Annotated in this window: 12 protein-coding genes; 2 read left to right on the top strand and 10 right to left on the bottom strand. The window is 60.8% G+C overall.

What is annotated here, in order from left to right; all coding sequences use genetic code 11:
- The first annotated feature begins 11 nt into the window (after positions 1 to 11).
- Positions 12 to 1,166 (top strand): amidohydrolase, encoded by a 1,155-nt coding sequence (locus tag EXN68_RS21035; RefSeq protein ID WP_142842705.1) that lies wholly within the window; start codon positions 12 to 14, stop codon positions 1,164 to 1,166.
- Positions 1,167 to 1,204: 38 nt separating this feature from the next.
- Here EXN68_RS21035 and EXN68_RS21030 read toward each other — a convergent pair whose 3' ends face one another.
- The 5 genes from EXN68_RS21030 to bcsN all read right to left on the bottom strand — a co-directional run bounded on the left by EXN68_RS21030 (position 1,205) and on the right by bcsN (position 10,226).
- The gene (locus EXN68_RS21030) at positions 1,205 to 3,553 is read right to left on the bottom strand and encodes a cellulose synthase (RefSeq protein WP_161991426.1); all 2,349 of its coding nucleotides are present in this window, start codon (positions 3,551 to 3,553) and stop codon (positions 1,205 to 1,207) included.
- Entirely contained in the window at positions 3,544 to 4,599 is a 1,056-nt protein-coding gene (locus tag EXN68_RS21025; RefSeq protein WP_142842704.1) for a family 8 glycosyl hydrolase, read from the bottom strand. Before EXN68_RS21025 ends, EXN68_RS21030 begins: the two co-directional genes overlap by 10 nt.
- Entirely contained in the window at positions 4,596 to 7,070 is a 2,475-nt protein-coding gene (locus EXN68_RS21020; protein ID WP_142842703.1) for a cellulose biosynthesis cyclic di-GMP-binding regulatory protein BcsB, read from the bottom strand. The genes EXN68_RS21025 and EXN68_RS21020 overlap by 4 nt, the downstream gene beginning before the upstream one ends.
- Positions 7,067 to 9,256, bottom strand: coding sequence for a UDP-forming cellulose synthase catalytic subunit (gene bcsA, locus EXN68_RS21015; RefSeq protein ID WP_142842702.1), 2,190 nt, complete (start codon positions 9,254 to 9,256; stop codon positions 7,067 to 7,069). The genes EXN68_RS21020 and bcsA overlap by 4 nt, the downstream gene beginning before the upstream one ends.
- A gap of 67 nt (positions 9,257 to 9,323) precedes the next feature.
- Positions 9,324 to 10,226: a cellulose biosynthesis protein BcsN gene (bcsN, locus tag EXN68_RS21010; protein WP_142842701.1), complete on the bottom strand. Its 903-nt coding sequence runs from the start codon at positions 10,224 to 10,226 to the stop codon at positions 9,324 to 9,326.
- Positions 10,227 to 10,658: 432 nt separating this feature from the next.
- On the opposite strand from bcsN, the gene EXN68_RS21005 reads away from it, so the two are divergent.
- Positions 10,659 to 11,843 carry an AGE family epimerase/isomerase gene (locus tag EXN68_RS21005; RefSeq protein WP_142842700.1) on the top strand — a complete coding sequence of 395 codons (1,185 nt, stop codon included), beginning with the start codon at positions 10,659 to 10,661 and terminating at the stop codon, positions 11,841 to 11,843.
- A gap of 52 nt (positions 11,844 to 11,895) precedes the next feature.
- Here EXN68_RS21005 and EXN68_RS21000 read toward each other — a convergent pair whose 3' ends face one another.
- The 5 genes from EXN68_RS21000 to EXN68_RS20980 are packed head-to-tail and all read right to left on the bottom strand — an operon-like array spanning position 11,896 to position 17,341.
- A complete protein-coding gene (locus EXN68_RS21000; RefSeq protein ID WP_142842699.1) occupies positions 11,896 to 12,858 on the bottom strand; it encodes a glycoside hydrolase family 26 protein in 963 nt (320 codons plus the stop codon).
- Positions 12,859 to 12,871: 13 nt separating this feature from the next.
- Entirely contained in the window at positions 12,872 to 13,375 is a 504-nt protein-coding gene (locus EXN68_RS20995; RefSeq protein ID WP_142842698.1) for a DUF995 domain-containing protein, read from the bottom strand.
- Positions 13,376 to 13,390: 15 nt separating this feature from the next.
- Positions 13,391 to 15,337, bottom strand: a complete 1,947-nt coding sequence (locus tag EXN68_RS20990) for a glycosyltransferase family 2 protein (RefSeq protein ID WP_142842697.1) — start codon at positions 15,335 to 15,337, stop codon at positions 13,391 to 13,393.
- Complete coding sequence (gene galE / locus EXN68_RS20985; RefSeq protein WP_142842696.1) at positions 15,334 to 16,317, bottom strand: UDP-glucose 4-epimerase GalE; 984 nt, start codon at positions 16,315 to 16,317, stop codon at positions 15,334 to 15,336. Before galE ends, EXN68_RS20990 begins: the two co-directional genes overlap by 4 nt.
- A 1-nt stretch (position 16,318) precedes the next feature.
- Positions 16,319 to 17,341, bottom strand: coding sequence for a UDP-glucuronic acid decarboxylase family protein (locus EXN68_RS20980; RefSeq protein ID WP_142842695.1), 1,023 nt, complete (start codon positions 17,339 to 17,341; stop codon positions 16,319 to 16,321).
- Between the last annotated feature and the right edge of the window lie 308 nt (positions 17,342 to 17,649).

Here is a 17,649-nt window from a genome sequence, read left to right as displayed (position 1 = left end):
CAGGGATTTTTATGTTTCTGACCAATAAGGACATGCTCGATCTCATCGAGCTTCGCCATGATCTCCATCGCCATCCGGAAATCTCCGGCGAAGAAAAGGAAACAGCCCGACGCATCCGCGCTTTCCTCGAACAGGCAGAACCCGACCGGCTTTATGCCGATCTGGGTGGCCATGGCGTCGCGGCGGTCTATGACAGCGGCAAAAGCGGCCCGGCGATCCTGATCCGCTCGGAACTTGATGCCCTGCCCATCCACGAAAAAAGCGGGGCCGAATACCGTTCCGGCACCGACGGCAAGGGTCACCTTTGCGGCCATGACGGCCATTCGACCATCTTGACGGCGCTGGCGCTTGGCCTTTCCCGCAACCGACCGCAAACCGGCAGCGTCATTCTCCTTTACCAACCGGCGGAAGAAACCGGCGCTGGAGCGGCCGCCGTCATCGCCGATCCGCGCTTTGGCGAGATAAAGCCGGATTATGCCTTTTCCCTCCACAATCTTCCAGGCCTGCCATTCGGCCATGTCAGCGTGGTGGAAGGGCCGGTCAACTGCGCTTCGCGTGGTATCAAAATCCGTTTTTCCGGCAAGACGGCGCATGCCTCCTCGCCGGAACATGGCGTTTCGCCGATGGGGGCGATATCGCAGTTGATGCCGGCCTTGACCGATCTCGGCTCCGGCTTTCCGCCAGAACCCGATTTTTCGATGGTGACCATCACCCACGCCTTGATGGGCGAAGCGGCCTTCGGCATCTCGCCGGCCGACGCGGAAATCTGGGCGACGCTGCGCACACTCACCGACGACCGGATGGAAAAGCTCTGCGCGGCTGCGGAAGCGCTCGCAAAAAAGCTGGCGGACGAACAGAAACTGACGCTCGACATCACCTACGACGATATTTTCCTGCATTGCGAAAATGCGCCTGACGCGGTCGATCACATCCTGCGGGCGCTGGATGAGGAGAAAATCTCCCATAGTTCGGAAGGGCTTCCCATGCGCGCTTCCGAGGATTTCGGCCGCTTCCGTGCCGTCTCGTCATCGGCCATGTTCTTCTTGGGCGCAGGCAAGGATTATCCCAACCTGCACAATCCCGACTATGATTTTCCGGACGCGCTGATCGGCATCGGCGCAGGCATTTTCATGCGCATCATCCGCAACCTGACGGATGCGGGATAACAGCGGCCATTTTCTGGCCGCCGCCTCCTGGCCCAACGTCAGCCGCCTTGCGGACCGTTGCTCGGCCGGGCCGCGCGCACCGCCGCCAGTCCGCGGATACCGTCCTTATTGCCGATGGACGTCAGGCTTTCGAAAATCTGGGTCGCTTCGCCGTAACGGCGCATGGCGAGATAGGAATAACCGCGCAGCACCATCAGATCCGCACGCTCATCGGCAAGCCGAGAACGCTGATCGAGCAGCAGCAGCGTCTCCGCATAGCGTTTCGACTGGAAGGCGGAAACCGCCCTGTCCGCCAGGATCGAGACCTGCAATTCGGTCGCGCGAGACCGGTCCATGCCCGATTTCGTCGCCGAAACGGCCGCATGGTCCGTCAGCCCCATGCGCAGATAAGCAAGGCTCTGGCCATAGGCCGCATCGCTTTTGACCGTCGACTGGCCACCTTCAATGGCGGATTCGAAGGCTTTCAGGGCCTCCGCCGGCCGGTTTGTCTCCATCAGGCACCAGCCAAGATCGAGCGCATGCTGCGGCGGCAGTCGCTGCGGATCGGGATAGGCTGTGCAGGAACGGGGGCGCGATGCGGCGCGGGCTTCCCGTTGCGCTTGCGCCGGGCGGCGTGCCTGCTTGCGCGAAGGCTCCGGAGCCGATTGCTGAACGGCTGGCTGGCTGTACACCACCGCTGTCTCCGCCTGCGGCACATAGGGCGCGGGTGCTGTCGTCGGAGAGGCCGCGGCAACAGGCGGTGAGGTTACCGGCGCCAGCGGCTGGCCGGACTGGTCCACCATGCGTGCGGTTCCCACATCGGCGATGCGCTGCGAGCGGCTTGCCCATTGCTGCTGGATGCCGCGCAGACCGGCAAGATTGCGCAGGTCATGATAGCTGAGTGCCACGCCATAGGCCGAAGGTTCGTCATCCGGTTTCCAGCCAAGCGCCGTACTGAACCATTGCAAGGCAAGCGGCGTCTGCCGGAAAGCGAGCGAATACCAGCCGAATTGCTGCGCCGTCGCCGCGTCCTTGCGCGCCACCGTTTCGGCGGCGATGCGTTGCAGCACATCCGGCACCAGCACGACAGGCGGTTCAAGCGCCAGAAGATTGGCCGTTGCGGCAAGATAGGTGGCGAGCGCGTCATCGGAAGAGGTGCGCCATTTATACATGACGTCCTCGGCCTCACGCGGCTCGTTGCGGTCGATCAAGGCGAGCGCCAACCCCTGCGAGGCAGACGCGCTGTCTTCCTCTTCCCGCGCCTTGCGGAACCATTTTTCCGCCTCTGTCATGTTCTTCTGGCGAATATTGTACCAGCCGAGCAGCAGGGCGTCGCTGGCCAGCTTGTCAGTCTCGGCAAGTCTTTCAAGCCGCATCAGGTAAGCGGAAGGAACGGCAATGCCTTCCTTCTCCCCCGCCTTTGCCACGAACTGGCGGGCGAGATCATTCTTGACCGGTTCGAATTCCAGCTGGCCATCGGCGCCGGGCTTTTCCTTGGCCAGCAGCTCGCTCATCATCTCCGCCGGCAAAAGCGCGGATGCCTTCTGCACCGTGGCCAGCCTGTCGCTTGGCATCGTGCAATTGTTGAGAATGTAGAGATAGGCGTCCCGCGCCCGCCCCATGCGGTCGGTATTGGCAAATGCATCGGCGACCCGCCATAAAACATCGACTTCGCTGCAGGTCAGCAGGCCGGGATTGTTTGCCGCCGCATCAACCACCGTCGCATATTGCTTGAGATCAGACGCATTGACGAGGCGCTGGCGCGCTTCGGCGAGAGACAGCATGCCGGTCAGATTGTCGGGCGGCTGCCAGCCGGGTTCCGTCTGCTGGCGGTCGGCAATCGCCTTTCGCACTTCGGCATAACGGCCGTCGGTATAAAGCTGCCACATGGCATCGAGTTTGGGATCGCCATTTTCGGGAATGGCGAGCGGATCGGCCGGCGGCGTCCAGTTCGGATAAAGCGTGCGCAGCCGGGCAATCTCGGCCTGAAGGCGCTGGGTATCGCCTCTGGCCGCAAAATAACGCAGCGCGCTGAGATCGACCTCGGGCATATTGGCCGCAGCCGGCTCAGCCGCCCGGGGGGTGGGCGCCTGCGCCATTTGCGGCTGTGGTGACTGCCAACCGGTCTGTGACGGCCGGTCCATCGCCGGCACCGTTACCGGCGGCGTTGCGGCCGGCACCGTGACGGGCGGCGTGACCTGCGCCATCTCGCGATTTTTCAGGAAGGCATTGATCTGCGCGGGATTGGCCGCAGCCGGGGATGGGCGCGGCACCGCACGGTTGTCGCCAACCGCCGACGTATGCACGTCAGACACCCGCCCGAGAATGCTGTCGCGCCAGTGGAAGGCGGCAAGCGCAATCAGGAGCAGGATGAGAGCCGAGGTCGACAGTGGCTTGTTCATCGGCATTCCCCGTTATTCCTTGCCAGAAACGACAATGCCAGAAGATGCAATGTGGAAGGATAATAAAGTGTTGGCTGGAAGCTTTTAAGTTCGGCGGGAATGGCGGGACCGCCGGCAACGCAGGCCGCCAGCGCCGGGATGATGCGGTAGCCGGGGTCCGACAGGACGTCCTTGACCGCTCCGCTCTTCAGGTCGAAAGTCCCTGCGGCACCGCTTTCCAGCATCATGCCATCCTTCAGCCGCGCAAGCAGTTCCGGCGCTCCCATTTTTGCCCTTGAGAGATAAAGCGGGATGCGCACCGCATTATAACCGAATTCGGGAGGAAAACCCGAAGCCGGCTCCGGCTTCGTCTTCACCGACACCCAGTCGGCCGGCAACTTTCTGTCGCTGAAGGCAAAAGCGCCGACCTGCGCCACGCCGTCATCGGCAAGCGCTTTCCACAGCGGTGATGGCGCAACCAGATCAAGGACCGGAAACGCCTCGAAAATGAGATAGGAGGGGTTGACCACCGGGCCATCGCCTCGGTCATCCTCACCAAAACCGCTGGCGGCCGGCAAAAGCAGCGTTCGCCCGCCGCGCTGCACCACGGTCTTCCTGAGGATGGCGGATGCGATGGCTGCGGATGCCTCGGCATAATCCTGCCGGTTCCACTGGCCGGCGGCGAGCGCCAGCGCATAGGCGATCAGGATATCGCCATCGGTCGCGTTATTGATATCAGTGACGTGCGGCCTTGTGCGCGGATCCCATTTCCAGGCGGAAAGTCCGTCGTCGCGCACCAGCAGTTCGGTGCGGGTAAAGCTCCAGATCAGTTCGAAATCGGCAAGGTTGTCGGAGAGCACGGCGAGCCACATGCCGTAGCCCTGCCCTTCGCTGTGGCTGATATTGCCGTTGCCGGTATCGATGATGCGCCCGCCGGGATCAAGGAAGGCACTTTTATACGCGGACCAGGCCTCCGGCGACACCGACGCGGCGCGGGCGACGGAGATGCCGGCAACCAATGCCATCATGGACAGGCAGATGATGCGGGCAAGTTTCGAAACCCCGCCCGTCATCGATGTCGTCCCATCAGGCGCAGCATCACGAAGGTGGCAAAGCCCAGAAGCGACACGAAGCCAATGAATGCCAGCGAATAGGAAAGCACATTGGAGGACAGCCAGTTGGCAGCGATCAGTCTCCAGTTGGAGAGCGAAAACGCCCCGGTAATATAGAAATACGGCCGTTCCACCTCAACTGTTTCGACCTTTCCAGCAGCCGCATCGTAAGCGGCAACCCGTCCGGTGACGTCGCCCCAGCGGTTCTCGCGCGTCATGGCCGACATGCCGTCGAGAAGCTCTGCCGACGTTGGCGCGGTGGCAAGCGTCCAGACGCCTTCTCCGGAGGGGCTGAGCCCCTGCGCCAGCATGAAGGAGGCGTTGGCAGGCGGGGCATAGGGCTGCTCGGCGGCCGGCAGGAAACGCAGCGTATCCGAACTCAGATCGAAATTCCGCTTCATCCAGTCCTCGAAGGACGAGACCTGCCCCTCCCAGACGCCGCCATCCACCCTCTCCCGCCAGTCGTTGAACAGGGTCTCGCTGTTTTGCGCGGGTGGCTGGACGCCGGTTCCGACTTTCCAGGATATCTGGCTGGAGGGGACGAGATTGAACTGGCTGATCAATGCCTGCGGAAATTGCGAAATCGTTCCGACAAACAGCGCATCTCGATCGCCGATGACCAAAGGCGAAGCGACGGTCTCAACATTGATCGGATGTCCCGCAACACTCGCAAGCCGGCTGACGAGGGTTGCCGCCGCCGACATGGTGTCGGTATCGAACCGATCCAGCGAAAGCGCAACCGGGCTTCCGGCAGCCCTGTAAGGCTGGCCGGCACCCGCCATCGCTGCGAGATCCGGTTTGCGACCGATCCGGGCGTAATCCGGAATATGGATTTCGGTGGTGTCGAACAGGGCAAACCGCGGGGTCGTGCTGGCCGGCGCACCCGGCGCGCAGGCCTGATCCTGCGCCGTCATCAACACCGCCTCGATCGTTATCTTGTTCGGTCCCGGTTTCAGATGGCGCATCGTGACATTGATGGGCAGATGCCGGAAAATACCGCCGCCATTGTTGGAGATCGGCACCGTCGAAGCAATCTCGTTATTAACGTAGATGTCGATATGGCTGCCGGGCAAGACCTGCGAGGAATAGGCAGCGTCGAGCAGCAGCGATGCCTCACCATAGGCGGACGCATAAAAATCGGCGGGCATGCCGATGTAGAACTCGTTGCGGAAACGGCGTCCGCTAAATTCGCTGCTTTCGAGACCAAGTTCGGAAAGCGCGATGCGGCGATCCGAGGTGATGAGCGGAACGTCCGGCGCATGCCAGCTGCGGGTCGAAAAAGCCGTTCTCTGGGAGCCAGGGGCGCGCGAGATCGAGGAAAACAGTGTCTCAATGGCCGCCTGCACCGCCTGCGGAGTGGGGCCGCTGACGAAAAGCGGCGAAAAACCGCCGGGCGCGGCACTGCCAAAACCGGCAAAAGCGCCCGCCGATGCTTCCGGCGGCAACGCCCCGGCGATACCCGCAATCTCACGGGCGGTGCCTACCAGAACCGTCAGCGTTCCGGGCTTGCGCTCGGAGGAAGGTGCCGTCACGAAGCGGATAGACTGGTTCGGCATCAGGGTTCGAAGCGCCAGCGCCTGCGAAAGGCGCAGGAGTGAATCCGCAAATGCCGGATTACCGAGCGACGGCGCGACTATCTCGATCGAGGTCGTGGCTTTACCATCAGGTCCAGTTGCCTGAATGTCGTCTATGTTAGTGAAAGCGCCGGCAACATCGGCATTGAAGCCGATATAGGTGTTCGCCGGACTGACGTCGGTCCACAGATCGTAGGTGGACTGGATCGTGCAATCGGTCCTGTGTCGCTGCTGCACGCCGAGCGTCACGACATTCGAGCCGACCTGCAGCACGCCGGGCGGGATTTTCAGGGAGACATTGCCCTCACCGTCAGGCGCTTCAATGCGCGCCACATCCAATGGAACATTGTTCAGGCTGACCTGAAAATTCGAGCTTTCAGGCGCAACCACAATGGCGTTCTGATACCCGATATTAAGCGAAACGGCGGCATTGGCCTGCTCTGGCGTCAGATAGATGCCCCATTGCCGCCGGTCAGTCTCGCCGGAAAGGCTGAGCTTCTCATAGGGCAAAATGTAACGGCGGCGGCTATCCGCAGGGGACAAGGGGGTCTGCACCGTAGCTGGTCTTGCTCCCTCCTGACGCGGAGGAACGGTAACCGGCGGAACGACGGGGCGCTGCGGCGGTTGCGCCCCGGGCGCCGGCTGAATCACAAAGGGCGGCTGCGCCGGTGGTATGGCCGGGGGCTGGATGGGCGCGGCCGGAGGAGTGGCAACGGGCGGCGACACCGGTGCAGGCGCAGTCTGCGTCGGCCTTTCCGGCGACATATCAAAGGGTGAGGACTGCGCCATCGCACCGGTTGCGGCGGCACCCCACATCAATGCTGTCAGCGAACCCCTGATCTTTTTACCGCCGGTCATTTTACAGCTCCGGCAGGTTTGACGTTTTTGGCCGCGGGCCGGAGCGCCTTGACCAGATAAAAGAGACCGCGCTGCGTCTGAAACAGCGATATGGCGAGGAAGATCGCCGTACCGCGAATGAGGCCGGGGTTCCTGCGGCGCACGCGCTGAAACTCGCTCCACTGTTCGGAATTGGCGAAGATCAGGTCGGCGATCAGGCGGTGATCGACGGCGCGCTGCGGTGAGAAAGTGCAGCCGATGGAAACCATTCCTTCGCCGCGCACCGTCCGGACCACCTTGACGGGCATGGTTTCCGGCACGCCCTCGCTGTGGGGCTTCACCTTCACGATCGCCGTCGTGTTCTTTTCGACGGTCGTGGCACTGTCGAACAGATTGATCAGCAGCCCATGCACCGATACGTTGTCGATGGAGGCCGGCACCCATGCGTCACTGCCCTCGAGCTTGACCTCGCAGCGCCGCTTGACGGTGATGCGGCGCGACGCCGACTTGTCACCGCGTTCCGAGACGACACCGAGCGCGCAGCCGGCAAAGATGAGGTTGAGCAGGTTCCAGCCGCCGACGACCAGCGTCACATCGGCCTTGTAGGGCTCGCTATAGATGCGCCAGATGGCAAAGGCCATCGCAACCACCAGAAGCGCGAAAATCACGAAGAAGGGACGGCTGATTTCCGATAGCCGCGCCTCCGCAATGGATTCGTCCTTGGCCGTCACCTTGAAGGTGGGTTTGCCGGGATTGAAGATCACGGAGACGACCGCAGGCAGAAGGTGGACCGTCTGCACATATTCGTAAAGTTCAGAAATCCACGGCCAGCGGAAGCTGCCATAGAGATAGTTCTGCATCATCAGGTTCACGAGCATGTAGGCGGCCGTATAGGCGAGGAATTCGCCACCCGAAGCCACGAAAATCTGAAGGTCGAAGAACAGGTAAAACAGCGGCGCGAACAGGAAGATCGTGCGCGGGAACGGAAACAGCCAGAACAGCGTCGACGACATGTAACAGAGGCGCTGCGTGAAGGAGAGGCCACGCTTGAACAAAGGCTGACGGAAGATCAGGATCTGCATCATGCCCTGCGCCCAGCGGCTGCGCTGGCCGATGAAGCTTGCAAACGTGGCCGGCTGCAGGCCGGCGATCAGCGGTTTGTCGACATAGATGCTGTTCCAGCCGCGCGAATGCAGCGCCAGTGCCGTTTCGCAATCCTCGGTGATGCTGACACCGCTGAAGCCTTCGGTATCCTGCAGCGCCTCGCGCCGCAGCACGGCGGCGGAACCGCAGAAAAACGCGCCGTTCCACTTGTCGAGACCACGCTGGATGATGCCGTAAAACATCTCGTTTTCGCTGGGCATCGTCTCGAAGGTGCGCAGATTGCGCTCGATCGGATCGGGATTGACGAAGAAATGCGGCGTCTGCACCAGGAAGAGCCGGGGGTCTTCCTCGAAATAACCAACCGTCTCCAGAAGAAAATCGCGGGCGGGCGCATGGTCGGCATCAAACACCGTCACCAGTTCGCCGGTGGAATGGGCAAGACCATTATTGAGATTGCCGGCCTTGGCGTGGACGTTGCGCTCGCGCGTCAGATAACGCACGTCGAGATCCTCGCAGAGCTTCTTCAGTTCCTCGTGACGACGCTGCGCCGCCTGCGCCTCAACGATGTTGCTGGAATTGCGCTTCTGCACCGAGCCGCCATCATCCAGCAGCCACACCGTGAACCGGTCGGCCGGATAATCCATGTTCTTGGCCGCCGCCAGCGTGTTGGCCAGAAGCTCGGCATCCTCATTATAACTCGGCACGAAGACATCGACCGTCGGCCGATAGTCCGGTGAGCCGGGCCGCGTCTTGCGCGACGGCAGCGGCATGGAAACAATGACAAGGCTGAGGCCCAGCATCACCACGCTGTACATTTCCGCCAGATAAAGCAGAAAGCCGGGAATGAAGTTCTCGAGCTGGTTGACGGGCGGCAGCGTGCTGGTGGTGCGCCAGTAGACGTAACGCAGAACGATGGCCGTGCCGAAACCCAGCGCCACCAGACGCCAGGCCCCCTGCCCGTTGAACCCTTTGATGGTCGCAAGAAGAACCAGCGAGATCGCGGTCGCGACCAGATGCGTCTGCAGGCTGACCGGCATCGTGACGATGGCCAGAACGCAAAGCGACACAAGCAACCAGACAATGACTGTGATGGCCTTGTTCATCCAGAAACTTTCCGTTCTCTTCCCCATCCGGAATTTCGGCCCGGAATTTCCGCTTTATTCCCGGTGATCATCTGCATCCCTGGGCCGCTCCCGAACCGGCCAGACATGCTGGCGAGGGAATGGACACCTGCGGAACCTGTGATGGTTGCTGGCCGCTCCTTGCCGTTCCGCTCTCGGCGCGCTGGCCCATTGCTGCTGGTCGTGCAGGCTGAACGGGGGCGCCAGCCGATGTGGGCGACGGAATATTGACAGCAGCAACGGGCGGCAGCGGCTGTGGTTCCGGCTGCACCGGCGGGGCGGCAACCGCGCGACGGACTGGCGGCGTTGTCGGCACGCTGGCAGTCACTTCACCGCCGGGCCGCATCGGCACCTCGTTTGTCTTCAGGGGATAGACCGGATTGCCCGGCCGTCCGAGGTTTTTGTCCACCGCCTGCGGCGTGCCGTAAGGGTTCCAGCTTTCAGAAGCATAGGTGCCGGTGATCGTGTAATTATACATGACCGCCAGAAGTCGCTCGACACTCGCGCCGGACTGGCAGAGGCGCAGCCGCACCTTGATGCGGCCGAGATTGCGGAAATCCTGCCGCATGCTTTCCGGCGAGCGTATATCCTGCCAGCCATAAAGGCAGGTATCATCACCCCGGCCGCTGCCGGCGGCATAAGAAAAGGCGCCATAGCCATTCTGCAGGTAGTTCGCCGACATGGCGATGTTTTGTCCCGGAAATTCGGTGCGGATTTCACGCGCGACTGACGCAGCCCGGAAACCGCTGAAACCAAGAGCGTCGCGATCGGTATCACCGGCCTGCTGCGGGCCGAAAAACTCCGCCTTGATGTAGTTCTGTCCGGGCGTGGCAGCCTCGGATCGCAATATGACCTGTTGCGCCACCGCATTGGAATAGGTGCGGTTGACCACGGTGACGATTTCCGGACCACCAGGCGGCGGGAAAACCAGCGCTTCGGACGGAGACAACATCTGTGCGCCCCCGAACGAGCGAACGCCCGCGGGAGTATTGCAGCCCGTAAGAACCACAATGGAGAACAGCAATGAAGTATAGGCAGAAAATCTCACTGCCTTGTGCCCCTCTATTTCCCCAACGCCGCCCATATTAAAAAGAGGCCGAATCACTAATGACGAGACCATTGCTACGAAATACGTGAGGACTACGAATAAGCAATCTCAAATTTTCGTTGTAATTTCTGACACTTTGTGGATTCCGAATCACCCTGGACGCGCTATTTGCCACTGAGGACCATGGAACCAAACGCACGAATGCGGGTTGGCTCAGGGTGAGGTCGATGATTTTACGGTTGCAGCGCAATATGTCCCATGGTCTACTTGCTTCTATAATCACGTATTTTTATTGATCTATTTTTTCATTCGACTGTAAAAACAGAGAGTTAACTGATGACAGTGCAATTTCCGAGTGCCGCCCAGGCGCTTGCCGAAGAGATCGGGACATTACGGAAATGGCTGGATGAGGATGCCCTGCCGCTGTGGTGGGAGGCGGGTTCGGCCCGCCCCGATGGCGGCTTTTACGAGCGCCTCGGCCAGGATGCCAAACCGGTTTTTTCCGATGATCGTCGCGCCCGCGTGCAGCCGCGTCAGGCCTATTGTTTCGCCGCCGCCGGCCAGCACGGCTGGCAGGGGCCCTGGAAAGAGGCGCTCCTGCATGGCCTCAGCTGGTTCGAAAAGGTCTATCGTCTCGATAACGGTCTTTACGGCAACCTCGCCGACCAGACCGGCAAACTGATCGATCCGTCCTTCGATCTCTACAATCAGGCCTTTGCGCTTTTCGCCGCCGCCCAGACTGCTGCAAGCCTGCCCGAGCGCAAGGACGAGATGCGCGGCCGGGCGCTGGATATTCTTGCCATCCTCAAGCGCGACTACAAACACCCCGTCGCCGGTTTCGAGGAGGCGAACCCGCCGCGCACGCCGCTCTGTTCCAACCCGCACATGCATCTGTTCGAGGCGATGCTGGCCTGGGAGGTGCAGGACCCGGAAGGCCCATGGTCGGCGCTGGCCGACGAGATCGCCGATCTGGCGCTCACCCGCTTCATCGATGGCGGCAATGGCGGCTTGCGGGAGTTCTTCGAGCATGACTGGACGCCGCATAAGAGCGACAAGGGCCGGATCATGGAGCCGGGCCACCAGTTCGAATGGGCATGGCTTCTGGTGCGCTGGGGCAGCCTGCGCAACAACGGTGAGGCGATCGACAAGGCAAAACGCCTGTTCGAGATCGGCGAAGAGCATGGCATCTGCCCGCGCCGCAAGGTGGCGGTGATGAGCCTCTACGATGATTTTTCGGTGCATGACGGGTTGGCGCGGCTGTGGCCGCAGACGGAATGGCTGAAGGCGGCCGTACGCCTTGCCAGCGTCACCTCCGGCGAGGAACGGCAGCGTTACCTCGCCTCGGGCCTCAGGGCCATCGGCGCGCTGCAGCCTTTCCTCGACACGCCGGTGAAGGGTCTCTGGTTCGACAAATGGCCAGCCGACAGGCCGATGCTCGACGAGCCGGCACCGGCCAGCACGTTCTATCACATCGTCTGCGCCATCTATGAGGCTGAGGCCGTGCTGGCGGTCAGCGGATAATGTCCGGGCGGGCGAGCGGGCCGGGCGTCCGCTCGGCCCGCTCCGGCCTCAATCAAGCCTTGGCCGGGCGCACCACGCGCCAGTCGGGCTTGCCGAGATTGTGCGGCCAGGGGTGCACGTCCTTGTCGTTGAAATAGACGACTTCTTCCAGCTTCGGAAAATCCGCCTGTTTCAGCGTTACGTCGTTCATCCATGGACGGACATAGGAATCGCCGCCTTCATAACCGAGTTCCGCGACCCAGACCGGCCGGTTGAAGGTTTCGACAAGTCCGTATCCCTTGCGCAGCAGATCGGAGAACGTCTTCGGCCCGCCATATTCGATCTTGTCGTAATCTTCGAGACCGAAGACCGAAAGGCCGACGAGATCGGCGTAGTTATCGCCGGGATAATAAGCCCGAAGGCCATCAAGACCCTTGGGCGACCACATAACCTTGACACCGGGAACCGCCCTGCGGGTCATGTCCACCATGCGTTTATAGGCCGTGATGTAGTCCCGAGGGTTCCAGCCGGACCATGAGAAGCGGCCGGACGTGTCTTCCATTTCCTGACCCCAGCGCAGGATCAGCGGGCTCTTCATCGCCGACATGCGTGCGGCTATCGCCTGCATGTTCTTGTCGTAGTCGCCTCCCAGCACCTTGCGGCGCAACTCGTCGGAGGAAAGCCGCCAGTTGACGTCCCATGACCACGGTTCGACGGTGATCAGCACATTGCGCTTGCGCTCCAGGGCATAGGCATCCGCGAGCGCAAGACTGTCGAGATCCACGTCTTCCCAGGGCAGGAACAGATGTTCCGTCGCCACCCCGGCCTGTCCGGTGAAATCACCATGCGGATCGTAAGCACCGAAACGGATACCATCCGCATGCAATGTCGGACGTTTGTCGGCAAGCGTCTTCATGCCCGTGGCGCCCATGGGTGCAACACCCTGCGCATCCAGTTTGAACATGGGGTACATGCTGGCCGAAAAAGCCACTGCAGCCCCGCTTGCGAAGAGAAGTTTTCTTCTTGTTATCTGCATGACACTTTCCTCCCTACCGCGTCGCCGTCATCGCCTTGCCATAGGCGGCGATCTGCGGGGTGACGTCGTCCTTGCGGACAAGTTTCAGGAATTCATCGCCGGGCCTTGGCGGGTTGTGCCGGAACACGTACCACTGGCCGCCCTGCTTGCGTTGATAGAGCACCTTGCCGATGCGGCCGTGGTCGAAGCAGGTATCGGCCTTGCCGCTTCCATTCTCGGCTTTCCAGGTGGCGCGCATGCACAGCGTGCCTTTGGCATCGACGGTCCAGATGCCCTCACCGACGGATTTTTTGCCTTTTTCTTCCGTCAGGGCGATGAATTTGCGGCCATCGGCAATGAAGCGTCCGCCGCCCGCATCCCATTTCCAGGTCTTGTCGAAGTACATCTCCACGACTTCGCTGGTTCTGAGCGGTTTCGGCGTCTTCGTGCCGCCTGCGGCGTGGACGGCACTGGGCGCGATCACCGCAAGGCAGAGTACGAAAGCGGAGAATCCGCAGTTGCTTATTGTTGTTTTCATCACAGCCTCCTCCTTCTATTGTCCGACCCTATTGTCGGCCAGCATGATTTCTCCGGTTGCCACTGTCGGCGACGGTGCGACGGCCGGTTCCGCCTGCATTTCCCGATGACCGGGCAAGCCCGGCAGGGTGATGCGCAGCTTCACGCGCACCGATCTCGCGCCCTCCACACCCGCACCGGCAACCGTAAAACGCGTTTCGGTGAAGGTGACGTAGGGCTGCCCGTGCGACAGGGCTTCAAGCCCACCGATCGCATGCGAGCTGAGTTCCGCGGCGCTGCCGGCGACGAGCAACAGTGAACAGGCCGCAGCGGTTGCGCCGCCGCGCATCGCCGGCAATCGCGGCAAGCCGTTTTCCATCACGTGGCGGATGAGCAGGAACACGGAAAGTCCCGCATAAATCGCCACATTGATCGCCCCGAAAATGAAGAAGCCTTCCGCTCCGCTATCGCGTGGCGCCAGCACCATGGCGAGAAAGCTCACCGCCGCCAGAACCATGTAGGGCACGATGACCCGCAGCGGCAGCGGCGGTTTGGCCTGCGTGCCCTTGGGCGTGATGCGGAAATCGACGAAGTCACCACGGATGGTGTCGCGGATCGCCGCCAGCACACCCATCAGCGACCAGGGCCAGCGCAGGAACAGAAACACCATGGCTTCCCAGCTGAAAAGCTTCGCATCATGAGGGCGGAAAGCCCCCGTTGCCCGCCAGAAGAAGGCGAACAGGATCATGATCAGCGAAATGGGCAGGAAATGCGCCAGGAACGCCGGATAGGACGCATTGACCAGCACTTGCCCACGCAACAGGGCAACGACGGGAAGCACGAACATCAGCGCCATGAAGCCGGAAAACAGCGGATACCAGAGCTGCGAAAACAGGAACTGGAATTTCAGCCGCAAAGGCAGCTTCGGCACATAATGCCGTGAATATTGCAACAGGATGGTCATCAGGCTGCGCGACCACTGGAATTCCTGCACGATGAGATCGGCAAAGGTCGCCGGCCCGTCGCCATGGGCTATGGCGTTGACGGCATGGACACCGCGCCAGCCACCGGCATTCATCAAAAGCGTGGTGGAATGATCCTCGGCAAGCTCGGGGCCGAGACCGCCTACCTCACGCAGCGCTTTCGTGCGCACGGCGTAGTGAGAGCCGATGCAGAGCGGCGCCCAGCCATTATTATAACCGAGCTGCAGCGCGCCGTGCAGGCTTGCCTCCGCATAAAGCCTGCCGCGCGCGGCCCAGCTCTCGCCGGCATTGGCATCACAGATGCTTGGGGCGGAGACATATCCAACCGACGGATCGGTAAAGGGACGGATGATCTCGCTCAGATAATCCGGTTCAGGCACATGATCCGCGTCGAACTGTGCGACAAAATCATAACGCTCATAGCCATAATGATCGTAGAAATAAGCGAGATTACCTTCCTTGCAGCGGGTGCGGCGCGGCCAGGTCTTGCGGTGATAATCAACGACGCCCTTCCGGGTCGAAACGAAAACACCATGTGCCCCACACCAGGCAAGCGTCTGCGCATCCGGATATTCATCAGCAAGCCAGACGTCGAATTCCAGGCCCTTCTGCTCCATGCCCCTTTGGTCCAGCATGGCCAGCAGCGTCTTGCGCACCACGGCGAAAGGCTCCGACGGGGCTTTGGTAACGACCATCGCCACCCGGCCCTTGGGCAAAGGGGAGCGCCGGTCGACCACGCGGGCGTTGAGGAATATGAAAATGAAATAGGACGGCAGCAGCGTGATCCACGCCAGCGTCAGGGTAACGACGGTATAATAGGGCCAGTCGATCACCCGGTCGCGGTCGAGCCACCAGACCCAGAAATAGCCAAGCGTCACCAGCCAGCCGCCGATGCCCAGACGATAGGCCATGCGGTTCCAGCCGGTGAAGACCGGTCGCATCCGCAATGCGCCTGTGGCAGCACGTACAGGTTGGACGAAAGGAGTGGAGCGCGCCGTCATGACCGCACCTCCAGTCCGAAACCGGGACCGGCCGTGCGGATGATCGTGTCGATATCGGAATGTTTCGGCGCAAAGCCGAGCGTCTGCCTTGCCCTTTCAATATCGGCGAACAGCGCCGGCGGATCGCCCTCGCGCCTCGCGCCGAAATGCACTGGCACTTCCTGACCCGTAACGCGATGGATAGCCCGGATGATATCGCCAACCGAGGTGCCGTGGCCCGAACCAAGATTGACACGCAGCGTCTCCCCGCCATCCGCCAGATAATTGACGGCGGCCACATGGGCATCGGCGAGATCGCTGACATGGATGTAGTCGCGAATGCAGGTGCCGTCCGTGGTGTCGTAATCCGCGCCGAAGATATCGAGTTGCGGCAACCGCGCCGCAGCCGCCATCAGTGCCCGGGGGATCAGGTGGGTCTCCGGCTCATGGCGTTCGCAAAGCTCGCCATCCGGATCGGCGCCGGCCGCGTTGAAATACCGCAGCGCCACGAAACGCAGGCCATAGGCCGCGGCGTAATCATCCAGCGCCATTTCGAAAATCAGCTTGGTGCGCCCGTAAGGATTGACCGGCATCTGCGCGGTTTCCTCGCGGATTGGTAATTGTGGCGGCACGCCATAGGTGGCGCAGCTGGAGGAGAATACCAGCCCGCCAATATTCTGGTCGAGACAGGCATCCAGCAGCGAAAGGCTGCCGCCGACATTGTTGCGGTAATATTTGCGCGGATCTTCGACGGATTCGCCGACATAGGCGTTGGCGGCGCAATGGATGACGAAGGCCGGCTGGAACTCCCTGAGCGTGGCCTTCAGCAGGCCACGATCAAGAATGTCACCCTCGATGAAAGGCCCCCAGCGAACCGCATCCGCATGGCCGGTCGAGAGATTGTCATATGCGATGGGCTTGAAGCCGGATTTTGCCAGCGCCTTGCAGATGTGGCTGCCTATGAATCCGGCCCCGCCCGTGACGAGGATTGTGCGGGCCATCTCATACGGCCTCCGCCACTTTCCTGCCGGACAGCAAAGCATCGAAATAGACGATGGTTTTTTCCAGTCCGATTTCGAGCGGCACGCGCGGTTGCCATCTCAGCTGTTCGTTGGCCCGCGAAATATCTGGGCGGCGCTGCTGCGGATCGTCGATTGCAGCCGGCAGATGCACGATGCGCGAGCGGGAACCCGTCATGCGAATGACGATATCGGCCAGTTGTCGGACCGGAATTTCGCTCGGATTGCCGAGATTGATCGGTCCGGTGCAATCCTTCGGCTTGGCCGAAAAACGCAGGAAACCGTCGATCAGATCATCGACATAACAGAAGGAGCGCGTCTGGCTGCCATCGCCATAAATGGTGATGTCGGCTCCCTTCAGTGCCTGGACGATAAAGTTGGAAACCACACGTCCATCATCGGGCCGCATGCGCGGCCCATAGGTGTTGAAGATTCGTCCCACCTTGATATCAACGCCATAAAAGCGGTGATAATCGAAAAACAGCGTTTCGGCGCTGCGTTTGCCCTCATCGTAACAAGCTCGCGGCCCGATTGTATTTACATTGCCGAAATAGCTTTCCGGCTGGGGATTGACGAGTGGATCGCCGTAGACTTCCGATGTCGAGGACTGCACTACGGTTGCACCGCATCTGCGCGCGACCTCCAGCACATTGACGGCGCCAAGCACATTGGTGAGCAAAGTGCCGACGGGATCGCGCTGGTAATCCGGCGGCGAAGCCGGCGAAGCGAAGTTGAAGATCAGCGAGACGTCGATATCATAGGGTTTGCGCACGTCGTGCTCGACCAGCAAAAACCGCTTATTGTCCCGTAAATGCTCCACATTCGCCGTCCGCCCGGTCGAAAGATCGTCGAGACAGATCACTTCGTGGCCGCAGGCCAGCAGACGCTCGCAAAGATGGGAACCAAGGAAACCAGCGCCGCCATTGACGAGAACGCGCTGGCCAGGACGCCATTCCGAGTAGATCGTGACGCCATTATCATGCTCGTTGGGAACGAAATTACGCATTACACACTCCTCCCCATGAGGAATCAGCCCGGCTGATTCATCTTGAACTGGATCAAACTCCCGATTGTGCGGTATCTTGAATATCATCCTCCGGTTTTTATTTCTTCTGGAGGTTTTAATATTTCGATTCGATAGTTTTCAACTTTTATGATAGGCGCGGTGAAAAACAGGTCAACTTCATTTTGTCGAAATATTACAATTGATTACCCTGAATTACTAAAAATAGCCCTTGGTTTAATACTTTTTAACTACGCCTCCTTTATGCCTTTCTTATTGAGCATTAGCGCAAGCTTCGCTCAACCAGTCGG

The sequence above is a fragment of the Martinezella rhizogenes genome (genome assembly GCF_007002745.1).
Lineage (GTDB): Bacteria > Pseudomonadota > Alphaproteobacteria > Rhizobiales > Rhizobiaceae > Agrobacterium > Agrobacterium cucumeris.
The sequence above is the reverse complement of the archived record's forward strand: the minus strand, read 5'-3'. Positions and strand labels throughout refer to the sequence as shown.

Coding starts and splice junctions, on each gene's coding strand:
- EXN68_RS21035 (WP_142842705.1), top strand. CDS start 12: ATGTTTCTGACCAATAAGGACATGCTCGATCTCATCGAGCTTCGCCAT.
- EXN68_RS21030 (WP_161991426.1), bottom strand. CDS start 3,553: ATGCCGATGAACAAGCCACTGTCGACCTCGGCTCTCATCCTGCTCCTG.
- EXN68_RS21025 (WP_142842704.1), bottom strand. CDS start 4,599: ATGACGGGCGGGGTTTCGAAACTTGCCCGCATCATCTGCCTGTCCATG.
- EXN68_RS21020 (WP_142842703.1), bottom strand. CDS start 7,070: ATGACCGGCGGTAAAAAGATCAGGGGTTCGCTGACAGCATTGATGTGG.
- bcsA (WP_142842702.1), bottom strand. CDS start 9,256: ATGAACAAGGCCATCACAGTCATTGTCTGGTTGCTTGTGTCGCTTTGC.
- bcsN (WP_142842701.1), bottom strand. CDS start 10,226: ATGTTGTCTCCGTCCGAAGCGCTGGTTTTCCCGCCGCCTGGTGGTCCG.
- EXN68_RS21005 (WP_142842700.1), top strand. CDS start 10,659: ATGACAGTGCAATTTCCGAGTGCCGCCCAGGCGCTTGCCGAAGAGATC.
- EXN68_RS21000 (WP_142842699.1), bottom strand. CDS start 12,858: ATGCAGATAACAAGAAGAAAACTTCTCTTCGCAAGCGGGGCTGCAGTG.
- EXN68_RS20995 (WP_142842698.1), bottom strand. CDS start 13,375: ATGAAAACAACAATAAGCAACTGCGGATTCTCCGCTTTCGTACTCTGC.
- EXN68_RS20990 (WP_142842697.1), bottom strand. CDS start 15,337: ATGACGGCGCGCTCCACTCCTTTCGTCCAACCTGTACGTGCTGCCACA.
- galE (WP_142842696.1), bottom strand. CDS start 16,317: ATGGCCCGCACAATCCTCGTCACGGGCGGGGCCGGATTCATAGGCAGC.
- EXN68_RS20980 (WP_142842695.1), bottom strand. CDS start 17,341: ATGCGTAATTTCGTTCCCAACGAGCATGATAATGGCGTCACGATCTAC.